Origin of the sequence: Streptomyces cahuitamycinicus, assembly GCF_002891435.1 — a bacterium.
Lineage (GTDB): Bacteria > Actinomycetota > Actinomycetes > Streptomycetales > Streptomycetaceae > Streptomyces > Streptomyces cahuitamycinicus.
In genome coordinates, this window is record NZ_POUC01000326.1 from 1 (window position 1) to 9,349 (window position 9,349).

7 protein-coding genes are annotated in these 9,349 nt (G+C 72.6%); 3 read left to right on the forward strand and 4 right to left on the reverse strand.

The window, feature by feature from the left end:
- The first annotated feature begins 233 nt into the window (after window positions 1–233).
- The gene (locus C1J00_RS31535; protein WP_102912399.1) at window positions 234–932 is read left to right on the forward strand and encodes a SanA/YdcF family protein; all 699 of its coding nucleotides are present in this window, start codon (window positions 234–236) and stop codon (window positions 930–932) included.
- Between the two features lie 16 nt (window positions 933–948).
- Here C1J00_RS31535 and C1J00_RS31540 read toward each other — a convergent pair whose 3' ends face one another.
- The 3 genes from C1J00_RS31540 to C1J00_RS31550 form a co-directional block, all read right to left on the reverse strand.
- On the reverse strand, window positions 949–1,716 hold the full coding sequence (locus C1J00_RS31540) for an enoyl-CoA hydratase-related protein (protein ID WP_102912400.1): 768 nt from the start codon (window positions 1,714–1,716) through the stop codon (window positions 949–951).
- Window positions 1,717–1,804: 88 nt separating this feature from the next.
- On the reverse strand, window positions 1,805–3,061 hold the full coding sequence (locus tag C1J00_RS31545; protein WP_102912401.1) for an FNR domain-containing protein: 1,257 nt from the start codon (window positions 3,059–3,061) through the stop codon (window positions 1,805–1,807).
- A complete protein-coding gene (locus tag C1J00_RS31550; RefSeq protein WP_102912402.1) occupies window positions 3,058–4,578 on the reverse strand; it encodes an amino acid adenylation domain-containing protein in 1,521 nt (506 codons plus the stop codon). The genes C1J00_RS31545 and C1J00_RS31550 overlap by 4 nt, the downstream gene beginning before the upstream one ends.
- Before the next feature lie 394 nt (window positions 4,579–4,972).
- Between C1J00_RS31550 and C1J00_RS31555 the strand changes: the two genes are divergently transcribed.
- Window positions 4,973–7,159, forward strand: coding sequence for a molybdopterin oxidoreductase family protein (locus C1J00_RS31555; protein WP_102912403.1), 2,187 nt, complete (start codon window positions 4,973–4,975; stop codon window positions 7,157–7,159).
- Between the two features lie 3 nt (window positions 7,160–7,162).
- Here the strand turns inward: C1J00_RS31555 and C1J00_RS31560 are convergent, their stop codons facing one another.
- The gene (locus C1J00_RS31560) at window positions 7,163–8,809 is read right to left on the reverse strand and encodes a M4 family metallopeptidase (protein ID WP_102912404.1); all 1,647 of its coding nucleotides are present in this window, start codon (window positions 8,807–8,809) and stop codon (window positions 7,163–7,165) included.
- Window positions 8,810–8,948: 139 nt separating this feature from the next.
- Here C1J00_RS31560 and C1J00_RS31565 point away from each other — a divergent pair.
- On the forward strand, window positions 8,949–9,349 hold a 401-nt coding region (locus C1J00_RS31565), incomplete at its 3' end, for a gamma-glutamylcyclotransferase family protein (protein ID WP_102912405.1).

Below are 9,349 nucleotides of genomic sequence, written 5' to 3' on the forward strand. Positions count from 1 at the left end.
AGGCTGAGCTTACTGGGCATGTACCGATGGTCGCGGCGTCACGTTGCCTTCCCGTTGCGTGGGCGTCACGGGTGTTTTCCAGCGGTTCACGATGCGGGACATGAGGTGTGTGAGCCGCCTTGACGTGCGGTTTCCGTGTACCGCGTGAAGCTGGTCACGTCGCTGTGGGTGAACCGGGCGGCCCGTGAGGGCGTCCCTGACTGTCGAGGGGCCGACCTGGGAGGGACCGTCCGATGCGTCGTGTGACGTTCCGCGGACCGCGGCTGCCGCGTACCCGGCGGGGGCAGCGCAGGCTCGTGCAGGCCGTGATGGCCGGGTGCGTGCTCGCGCTGCTTCCGTCGACGTGGATGTACGCCGTGGCGGGTGACCGGCTGCGTACGGCGGCGGATGTGCCGCGTACCGATGTGGCCGTGGTGTTCGGTGCCGGCCTGTGGGACGGGGAGCCCTCGCCGTATCTCGCGCACCGGCTGGACGCGGCGGCGCAGCTGTACCGGGAGGGCCGGGTGGAGGTGGTGCTCGTCACCGGGGACAACAGCCGGAAGGACTACGACGAGCCGGACGCGATGCGCGGGTACCTGACGCGGCACGGGGTGCCTGACGGGCGGATCGTCAGCGACTACGCGGGGTTCGACACGTGGGACTCCTGCGTGCGCGCGAAGAAGATCTTCGGGGTGGACGAGGCCGTGCTGATCAGCCAGGGCTTCCACATCCGTCGGGCGGTGGCGCTGTGCGAGGCGGCGGGGGTCGCGTCGTACGGGGTCGGGGTGGACGCGGTGCACGACGCGACCTGGTACTACGGGGGTGCCCGGGAGATCCTCGCCGCCGGGAAGGCCGCGCTGGACGCGGTGTTCCGGCCGGATCCGCGGTTCCTCGGGCCGCGGGAGCCGGGAGTGGAGAGGGCCTTGGCGACAGCCGAAGGCCCTCTCCCGTGAGCGGTTCGGGTCCGGGTCAGCGTCCCTGGAAGCGCGGAGGGCGCTTCTCCAGGAACGCCGTCATCCCCTCCTTCTGGTCGTCGGTGGCGAACAGGGCGTGGAAGACACGGCGTTCGAAGCGGATGCCGTCGCGCAGGCCGGTCTCCAGGGCCCGGTCGACGCACTCGCGGGCCGCCCTGACCGCGGCGCGGCCGTAGGAGGCGATCGCCGCCGCCGCTTCGAGGGCCTCGGGCAGGACCCGGTCGTCAGGGACCACGCGGGAGACGAGACCGCAGCGTCCAGCCTCCCGTGCGTCCATCGTGCGGCCGGTGAGGACCAGGTCCATGGCCTTGGCCCGGCCGACGAGACGGGTCAGCCGCTGGGTGCCGCCGATGCCGGGGATCACGCCCAGCTTGATCTCGGGCTGGCCGAAGACGGCCGACTCCCCCGCGACGACCAGGTCGCACATCATCGCCAGCTCACAACCGCCGCCCAGAGCCATGCCGTTGACGGCCGCGATCTTCGGGGTGCGGAGGTCCGCGAACTCCTCCCAGGCGGCGAAGTAGTCCTCGGCCGCCATGTCGACGGCCGACTTCCCGGCCATCTCCTTGATGTCGGCGCCCGCCGCGAAGACCGTGTCCGAGCCGGTGACGACGAAGCAGCCGGTTGCCGGGTCGGTGTCCAACGGGCGTAGAACACCAAGGAGTTCGGTGAGGAGCTCACTGCTGAGTGCGTTGCGGACGTGCGGGCGGTGCAGGCGCACGGTCACCACACGGCCGTGCCGTTCGACTTTCAGATGGTTCATCTCTCTTCTCCTTTCGGGCAGCGCGAGTGCGGGTCTCCCTTTGGGCAGCGCGAGGTGCGGGTCTCCTTCTGGGCAGCGCGTGTGCGGGTCACGAGTCCCAGATCGCGCCGTACGCCGGGATGCCCCGTCGTTCCAGGCCCTGGACCACCTGCCAGGTCAGCTTCTTGTTGGAGATGCAGATGACCGCCTCGGCGCCGAAGTCCCGGTGTGCGTCGTGGGCGAGGCGCACCATGTCGGGCTTGCCGTGCCGGGAGGTGTCCCAGATCAGGGCGTCCGGCTGGACGGCGAGGATCTCGTCGACCAGGGCGTCGCCGTAGGTGGCGCGGGGGTCGCGGGTCGCCCAGACGAGCCGGGAGGGCACCTGGGCGGCGAGCAGGTGGGGCAGGCAGGGGCCGATGCCGCTGCCGGTGGCGACGTAGACGACCTTGGTGAAGAGGACCTCGATGTTGGCGACGCCGGCCGTGGTGATGCCCTTGACCCACACCTGCCGGGGCAGGTCGTCGATGAAGGAGCCGGTCCAGTCGCCGGCCCGGGAGATGGTCAGGCGGAAGCCGGGCTCGCCGGGGGCGGGGACGTTGGCGAAGGAGTGCCATTCCTTCAGCGGACTGCGGCTGATCGCGGTGGAGGAGCCCGCGAAGGGCGTCTCGCCGTGGTCGAAGCGGGCCAGCACCACGTGGGAGGAGGGGCGTTCGAGGCGGACGTCCACCTTGCGCAGCCGCAGCCAGGGCAGGGCGACGCTGAAGGTGACCACCGCGAGCACGCCGACCTCCCAGGGGCCCGGCGACGACAGCAGCGTGTGCGTCCAGAACAGGGTTAGGGCCGCCCAGCCGCCGAAGCGGTGGATCTTCTCGAAGTGGTCGTGGTGGCGGGAGCGGAACGGAGGCAGGGCGGTGGCGATGACGAGCCCGAGGAGGGCGATCAGGGCCCAGCCGACGGCCATGAGGGGGCCGCTGGGTGTCGTGATCGTCAGGGCCAGGAACCAGGCCGTGCCCGCCAGCGCCCCGCCCACGTGCAGTCCGCCGAAGTGGTAGACCTTGCCGAGCGTCCAGCGGACCCGCAGCGGCCAGCTGGTCGGCGCCGAGGTCGCCAGCCGGAACAGCAGGTTGATGACGTACTGCTGGCGTACGACGACGGCGAGGGCGAGGTTGGCGAGCGCCGCGTGCCCGAGGGTGCGGTCGTCCAGCGGCCAGGCGGTCGCCGCGAAGACCGCGTTGGCCAGCAGGACCAGGGCCGCGAGCCGGTTGTAGTGCATCAGGCGGGGGTGCTTGAGCAGGCGGCGGGGGCCGGACAGGAGTGGCGGGAGCCCGCCGGTGGCCTGGTCGTTCCGGGGAAGCGACGTGGTCATCGCGCCACCGCCAAGCGCTCCTCGATCATGTGCAGCAGCGCCTGTTTGTCGACCTTGCCGCGGTCGGTCTCGGGCAGGAACGCCAGCGGCAGGATCCGCTCGGGGACGCAGTAGTAGGGCAGGGCGTCCGCGACCGCGCGACGCGCCGCGTCCGGGTCGACGTCCGCCGGGCAGACGAAGGAGACCAGGGTGCGGGCGTCGCGTTTCAGAGTGACGGCCCGGGTGCAGCCGGCGGCCGACTCCAGGACCGAGGAGACGCAGTCCAGCTCGACGCGGAAGCCGCGCACCTTGACCTGGTCGTCGGTGCGGCCGAGGTGCTCCAGCGCGCCCTCGGGGGTCCAGCGGCCGAGGTCGCGGGTGCGGAACATGCGCCGGCCGCCACCGAGGAACGGGTCGGGGGCGTAGCGCTCGGCGTTGAGGGCGTCGTCGCCGAGGTAGCCGGCCGAGACGCAGTCGCCGCCGGCCCACATCTCGCCCACCTCGCCGACCGGCAGGGGGCGGCGGTCCGCGTCGAGGACGTACACCGTGTTGTTGGGGGTGGGGCGGCCGATGGTGAGCAGCGCGGCGGAGGGGTCGTGGCGGCTCATCGTGTTGACGATCGTCGTCTCCGTGGGGCCGCAGCAGTTGAAGAAGGCGGCCTGCCGGGCCCACCGGTCGGCCAGCGGGCGCGGGCAGGGCTCCCCCGCGACGGCGACCGTGCGCACCCGGGCGCAGGCGGCCGGGTCGAGGCCGGACAGCACGGTCGGCGTCGCGATCAGCACGTCGGCGGTGCGGGCCGCGGCGGCGAGGTCCTTGCCGCGGATGACGAGGGTGCCGCCCTGGGCGAGGCAGCCGAGGATCTCCCAGGCGGCCATGTCGAAGGCGATGTTGAGGAGCTGGGCGACCCGGTCGCCGGGCCGGACGCCGAGGCCGCCCGGGGCGGTGAGCAGGAGGTTGGCGACGTTGCGGTGGGTGACCTTCACGCCGTTGGGGCGGCCGGTGGTGCCGGAGGTGAACAGCACGTAGCAGCCGTCGTCGGCGGTGACGCGGACGCGTGGGGCCGGGGCGTAAGGCAGCGGCTCGTCGAGCGGGAGCAGCAGGTGGCCGTCGGGCAGGGGCACGCGGTGGGCGTGCTCGGCGACCGTGAGGACGACCCGGGTGCGGGCGGTGCGGATGACGTGGGTGAGCTGGGCCGGGGGTGTGAGGCCGATGTCCTGCGGGACGTAGGCGGCACCGGCCTTCAGGATGCCGAGCAGGCCGACCAGCATCGGAATGGAGCGGCGGACGAAGAGGCCGACGTGGTCGCCGGGGCGGACGCCCTCGTCGGCCAGGCGGGCGGCGAGGGCGCCGGCGTGCCGGTCGAGCTCGCCGTAGGTGATGCGGGCGCCCTGGTGTTCGGCGGCCACGGCGTGCGGGGTGGCCCTGGCGTGCCGGGCGACGGCGTGGTGCAGGAGCGGGTCGGGGACGGGGACGGTGGGGCCTCGGCCGTACTGCCGGAAAAGTCGCTGGTCGCGGGGGGTCAAGTGGCGCAGAGGCATGATCGGGTGGCCTCCTGGCTGTTTCGAGGTCGGATTTGCCACCCGCGGGCCGGCCGCGGGTGGATGCAGCCGTGAGTGGCGGGCATGCCCGGGTGTCGAACGCCGTGCGGAGTCGTGCGAGCGCTGCGCGTAGCGAGAGCGTAGTGCTGCTGCTTCAACTCTCAACGAGCGCGGATCGGCCAAGAAAGGAACCCAATGAGCCACATGTGGCGTTCTTCGTCCCACAGGCAACGTCCGCGGCGGTCGGTGACGACCTGAAGGAGGGCGGGCCTGTGCCTGACCGGACGAGGGACTCCTGCCTCACGCGGGCGGGCCGGGGGCGGGGAGGTTGCCGTCCCGGCCGCGTAACAGGGAACCGTCCCGGGCGTAACACGGCCGACGCACGCTGAACGGTATGCAGAGCACCGCGACGCCCACGCACTGCCCGTACTGCGCCCTGCAGTGCGGGATGAACCTGACGCCCACGCCGGACGGGACCGTCGAGGTGAGCGAGCGCACGGACTTCCCGGTCAACCGGGGCGCGCTGTGCGGCAAGGGCCGTACGTCCGCGGCGGTGCTCGCGCGCGACGTCCGTCTGACCTCCCCGTTGGTGCGCGACGGGGGCGGCACGCTGGTGCCCGCCTCCTGGGACGAGGCGCTGGACCGGATCGCCGCGGGGCTGGGCCGCACGCGCGCGGAGCACGGGCCGGACGCGGTCGGGGTGTTCGGCGGGGGCGGGCTGACGAACGAGAAGGCGTACACGCTCGGCAAGTTCGCGCGGGTCGTGCTCGGCACCTCGCAGATCGACTACAACGGGCGCTTCTGCATGTCGTCGTCGGCGGCGGCCGGTATCAAGGCGTTCGGCCTCGACCGGGGGCTGCCCTTCCCGCTGGAGGACATCCCGAAGTCGGGCTGCGTGATCCTCGTCGGGTCGAACCTCGCGGAGACCATGCCTCCGTCGCTGCGGTTCTTCACCGAGCTGAAGGAGAACGGCGGCACGCTCATCGTCATCGACCCGCGCCGCACGAAGACCGCCGAGCACGCGGACCTGCACCTGGCGCCCCGGCCGGGCACGGACCTGGCGCTCGCCCTGGGCCTGCTGCACCTGGTGATCGCCGAGGGACGGGTGGACGAGGAGTACGTCCGGGAGCGCACGGCCGGCTGGGAGGACGCCCGGGCGGCGGCGATGGCGCACTGGCCGGAGTACGTGGAGCGGATCACGGGGGTGTCCGTTCCCCAACTCCGCCAGACCGTGCGGATGTTCTGCGAGCCGGAGTCGGCGATGGTGCTCACCGCCCGGGGGCCCGAGCAGCAGTCCAAGGGCACGGACACGGTCGGCGCGTGGATCAACCTGTGCCTGGCGACCGGCCGGGCGGGCCGCCCGCTGTCCGGCTACGGCTGTCTCACGGGGCAGGGCAACGGGCAGGGCGGGCGCGAACACGGGCAGAAGGCCGACCAGTTGCCGGGCTACCGCAAGCTCGACGACCCGGCCGCGCGGGCCCATGTCGCCGGGGTGTGGGGTGTCGACCCGGACAGTCTGCCCGGCCCGGGGCGCAGTGCCTACGAGCTGCTGGACGCGCTGGGCACCGACATCAGGTCGCTGCTGCTGATGGCCTCCAACCCGGTGGTGTCGGCGCCGCGGGCCGCGCACATCGAGGAGCGCATCAGGTCGCTGGACTTCCTGGCGGTCTGTGATGTGGTGCTGTCGGAGACGGCGGCGCTCGCGGACGTGGTCCTGCCGGTCACCCAGTGGGCCGAGGAGACGGGCACGACGACCAGCCTGGAGGGCAGGGTCCTGCTGCGGCGCCGGGCGATCACCCCGCCCGAGGGCATCCGCAGCGACCTGGAGGTGCTGCACGAACTCGCCGCCCGCCTGGGCGTGGAGAAGGGCTTCCCGACCGACCCGGAGGAGGTCTTCGAGGAGCTGCGCCGGGCGTCGGCGGGCGGGGCGGCGGACTACTCGGGGATCACGTACCGGAGGCTGGTGGAGGAGAACGGGGTGTTCTGGCCGTGCCCGGCGACAGGGGACGCGGTGGATGAGGGCGCGGACGCCCGGCCCGGTGGCCCCACCGGGGAGACGGCCGGCGACGGCCCGGACACCCAGCCCGGCAGCCAAGCCGGGGAGACACAGGGCGAGCACCCGGGCACGCCCCGTCTCTTCCTCGACCGTTTCGCCACCCCCGACGGCCGGGCCCGGTTCGTCCCCGTCGTCCACCGTGCGATCGCCGAGGAACCCGACGACGAGTACCCCGTGCTGCTCACCACCGGGCGGGTCGTGGCGCAGTACCAGTCCGGGGCGCAGACCCGGCGCGTGGCGGAGCTGAACGCCGCCGCGCCCGGCCCGTTCGTGGAGCTGCACCCGAGGCTGGCCGCCCGGCTGGGAGCGGCCGAGGGGGACCCGGTGGCCGTCGTGTCGCGGCGGGGCCGGGCCGTGGCGCCCGCGAGGATCACGAACGCCATCCGGCCCGACACCGTCTTCATGCCCTTCCACTGGCCGGGCGAGGGCCGCGCCAACACCCTCACCAACCCCGCGCTCGACCCGACCTCCCGGATGCCGGAGTTCAAGGCGTGCGCGGTGCGGCTGGAGGCCGTCGAGAGGTAGGGGTCAGCTCACGGCGACCGCCTTCCAGGCCGCCGCCACCGCCTTCCGCTCGGTGCTGTCGCCGCCGTAGAGGTCCTTCGCCGCGCTCAGGGTGGCCGTGCGGGCGTCCGCGTAGTCCGTCGAGGACGTCATGTAGACCGTCAGCGCGCGGTACCAGATCTTGCCCAGCTTGGCCCGGCCGATGCCGGTCACCGTGGAGCCGTCGCAGGTCGGGGAGTTGTAGGCGACGCCGTTGAGGGTCTTCTTGCCGCTGCCCTCGGCGAGCAGGTAGGCGAAGTGGTTGCCGACGCCGGAGGAGTAGTGCACGTCGAGGTCGCCGAGCTTCTCGCTCCAGCAGTCCGCCGACTTCCCGTCCCTGGACGGCTTGTCCATGAAGCGCAGGGCCTCGCGGCCGAGGCCGGAGCGGACGACCTTCTCACCGATGAGCCAGTCGCCCCGGTCCTCGGCGTTGGCCGCGTGGAATTCCACCAGCGCGCCGAAGACGTCCGAGGTGGCCTCGTTCAGGCCGCCGGACTCGCCCGAGTACGTCAGCGCCGCCGTCTTGGACGTGACGCCGTGGGACATCTCGTGCGCGGCGACGTCCAGCGACACCAGCGGGCCCATCAGCTTGCCGTCGCCGTCGCCGTACGTCATGCAGAAGCAGTTGTCGTCCCAGAAGGCGTTGTTGTAGTCCTTGCCGTAGTGGACGCGGTTGAAGGAGCCCTTGCCGTCGCCCGCGATGCCGGCGCGGCCGTGCACCTTCTTGTAGTAGTCCCAGGTGACGTCGGTGCCGTACTGGGCGTCCACCGCCACCGTGGACCGGTCGGCGGCCGTACCCGTCCCCCACCGGTTGTCGGCGTCCGTGAAGAGCGTCGCGGGGGCGCGGGTCAGACAGATGGTCAGCAGGCACTGGTCCGTCTTGTTCTCGGCGTCGCCGGTGTAGGTGCCGCCGCGTGTCGCGTCCTTCAGCCCGTACGACGAGCCGGACGCCGTCGTCTCCAGCGGGACCGTGCCGCCGTAGAGGGACTTGCCGTCGCCCGAGGCCGACTCCAGGGAGTCCCAGGCGTCGATCCGGGCGCCGGTCGTCGCGTCGGTCAGCACCGTGCGCCCGACCGGGTTGCCGAGTTCGTCGTGCGCCACCGCGTCGGTCTGCCAGGCCAGCTTCGGGGCGCCGTGCAGGGCGTCGACGACCAGTCGCGGCTTGGCCGTCAGCTTCTTCAGGGTCTCGCCGAGGTGCGCGGCGCGCAGCAGGCTCGCCGCGAGGTCGGCGGCCTTGGGGGCGGCCACCTTCGGCGTGACACTCGCCAGGGAGAGCGCGGACGTCGTCGCGCGGCTCGTACCGCGGTAGGTGCCGTCCGGGTTCTGGTGGAGCACGAAGTCGCCGCCGAGGACCGGGAGCCGGTGGTAGGTGCGGTCGTAGCGGACGTGCCGGGTGCCGTCCTCGTCGACGACGACGTCCCGGACCTCGGTCTCCTGGGCCGAGGTGAGGCCCAGGGCTCCGGCCCGGTCCGCGAGCACCGCCTCCGCGTCCTCGATCGCACCGGACCTGGTCGGCCGGTCCGCCGCGTCGGCGGCCGGGGAGAGGACGGCGGCCAGCAGGGCGGTGGTGCCGGTGAGGGCGACACCGGCGAGGGCGAGACGGGAACCGCGGACATGACGTATCCGACTCATCGGTCTCCTCATACGGGCGCACCCGGTCGCGTGGGGTCGACCGGGGGCGGCGTTGATGTTGACCGCGAGTTAAGGCGGCGCGGGCATGGCATGTCCATAGCGCCGTTGTGCAGGTGTGTGAGGGTGCAGAATCGTTCGTGTGACCTTCCCTTTCTTCGTCTACGGCACCCTCCGCCCGGGGGAGGCCAACCACGGCCTCTTCCTGCGCGGCCGCACCCGCTCCGAGGAGCCGGGGAGGCTCGCGGGCGCGGTGCTGTACGCCGGGCCGGGCTACCCGTACGCGGTCGAGGAGCCGGGCGGCGGCGTGGTCAGCGGGGAGCTGGTGACCGCACTGCCGGAGGCGTACGAGGAGCTGCTCGCCGAGCTGGACCGGCTGGAGGAGTACGTGCCGGGGGATCCGCGCAGTCTGTACGAACGCGTCGAGCGGAAGGTCGTCCGGGCGGCGGACGGGGCGGCCGTCCGGGCCTGGGTGTACGTGGCCGCCCCCGCCGTCGCCACGCGACCTTTCTCTTATACACATCTCCGAGCCCACGAGACTAG

Excerpts from the sequence above, each read along its gene's own strand:
- C1J00_RS31535 (WP_102912399.1), top strand. The coding sequence starts at position 234 with ATGCGTCGTGTGACGTTCCGCGGACCGCGGCTGCCGCGTACCCGGCGG.
- C1J00_RS31540 (WP_102912400.1), bottom strand. The coding sequence starts at position 1,716 with ATGAACCATCTGAAAGTCGAACGGCACGGCCGTGTGGTGACCGTGCGC.
- C1J00_RS31545 (WP_102912401.1), bottom strand. The coding sequence starts at position 3,061 with ATGACCACGTCGCTTCCCCGGAACGACCAGGCCACCGGCGGGCTCCCG.
- C1J00_RS31550 (WP_102912402.1), bottom strand. The coding sequence starts at position 4,578 with ATGCCTCTGCGCCACTTGACCCCCCGCGACCAGCGACTTTTCCGGCAG.
- C1J00_RS31555 (WP_102912403.1), top strand. The coding sequence starts at position 4,973 with ATGCAGAGCACCGCGACGCCCACGCACTGCCCGTACTGCGCCCTGCAG.
- C1J00_RS31560 (WP_102912404.1), bottom strand. The coding sequence starts at position 8,809 with ATGAGTCGGATACGTCATGTCCGCGGTTCCCGTCTCGCCCTCGCCGGT.